Origin of the sequence: Methylomonas rivi, from assembly GCF_024505165.1 — a bacterium.
In the GTDB taxonomy this organism is placed as follows: Bacteria; Pseudomonadota; Gammaproteobacteria; order Methylococcales; family Methylomonadaceae; genus Methylomonas; species Methylomonas rivi.
In genome coordinates this window covers 1-1,768 of the sequence record NZ_JANIBK010000290.1, presented here as the reverse complement: position 1 = coordinate 1,768, position 1,768 = coordinate 1, and the positions used below count along the sequence as shown (strand labels likewise).

The window sequence follows — 1,768 nt, the reverse complement described above, 5'->3', positions numbered from 1 at the left end:
TTTAAAGCACAGCTTCGACGTTGGCGACGACATTATCCACGGTAAAGCCGAACTCCTTGAAGAGCTGGCCGGCCGGTGCGGATTCGCCGAAACGGTCCAGGCCGACGATTTTGCCATGGCTGCCGGCATATTTCCACCAGCTATCGGTGACACCGGCTTCCACCACCACGCGTTGGCCGACGCTAGGCGGCAGTACGCTGTCTTTGTACGCTTGATCTTGCGCTTCGAAGACGTTGGTGGACGGCATGGAGACCACGCGAATTTGTTTGCCTTTGCCCGCCAATACGTCCGCTGCTTTCACGGCCAACTCGACTTCGGAGCCGGTGGCGATGATGATGGCGTCGGGCGTGCCTTGGCTGTCGCGCAGGATGTAGCCGCCTTTGCCGATCGCGTCGATCTGCGCTTGCGTGCGACTCATGTGCGCCAGGTTTTGCCGGGAGAAGATCAGGGTGCTGGGGCCGTCCTTGCGTTCGATGGCGGCTTTCCAGCATACGGCCGACTCAACCGCGTCGCACGGGCGCCAGACCTGCATGTTGAGGATCATGCGCAGGGTGGCGGTTTGTTCGACCGGTTGGTGGGTCGGGCCGTCTTCGCCCAGACCGATGGAGTCGTGGGTGTAGACGAAGATGGTCGGCGCTTTCATCAAGGCGGCCATGCGCAGGGCGTTACGGGCGTATTCACTGAACATCAGGAAGGTGGCGCCGTAGGGTTTGAAGCCGCCGTGCAGCATGATGCCGTTCATGATGGCGCTCATACCGAATTCGCGGACGCCGTAGTAGACGTAGTTGCCGTCGTAGCCGTCGGCGCAGACGTCTTTGCAGCCCGACCACAGGGTCAGGTTGGAGCCGGCCAAGTCGGCGGAACCGCCCATCAGTTCGGGCAACAAGGGACCAAAACCGTTCAGGGTGTTTTGCGAGGCTTTGCGGCTGGCGATGGTTTCGCCCTTGGCGTCGACCGCGGCAATGAAGGCGCCTGCTTTTTCTTGCCAGTCGGCGGGCAGTTCGCCGGCCATGCGGCGTTGGAATTCGGCGGCCAGTTCCGGGTGCGCGGCTCGGTAGGCGGCGAACTTGTCGTTCCAGTCGCTTTCCAGACGGGCGCCTTTGCTGGTGGCGTCCCAACCGGCCTTGATGTCGGCCGGAATGTCGAAGGGTGCGTGCGGCCAGCCGAGGTTTTCGCGGGTCAGGGCAATTTCGGCTTCACCGAGCGCGGCACCGTGACATTCTTCCTTGCCTTGTTTGTTCGGCGAACCAAATCCGATGGTGGTTTGGCAGCAGATGATGGTCGGTTTGTCGGTGACTTTTTTGGCTTCTTCGATGGCTTTTTTGACGGCGTCGGGGTTGTGGCCGTCAACTGTCGGGATCACGTGCCAGCCGTAGGCTTCGAAGCGTTGCGGGGTGTTGTCGAGGAACCAGCCGCGCACGTTGCCGTGGCCGCGGACTTCGCCGTCGATGGAGATGTTGTTGTCGTCGTAGAAGGCGATCAGTTTGCCCAGGCCCATGGAGCCGGCCAGCGAGCAGGCTTCGTGGGAGATGCCTTCCATCAGGCAGCCGTCGCCCATGAAGACGTAGGTGTAGTGGTCGACGATGTTGTGTCCGGGACGGTTGAATTGGCCGGCCAGGGTGCGTTCCGCCAGGGCGAAACCGACGGCGTTGGTGATGCCTTGTCCCAGGGGGCCGGTGGTGGTTTCGACACCTTCGGTGTAGCCGTATTCGGGGTGGCCCGGGGTTTGCGAGTGCAGTTGGCGGAACTGTTGCAGTTGTTCGATCGG

General features: G+C 61.8%; 1 protein-coding gene. It reads right to left on the bottom strand.

All coding sequences use genetic code 11. The features are described from left to right. Position 1 precedes the first annotated feature (1 nt). Positions 2-1,768, bottom strand: a 1,767-nt coding sequence (gene tkt / locus NP596_RS21185) for a transketolase (protein WP_256617367.1), incomplete at its 5' end; no start/stop codon positions are given.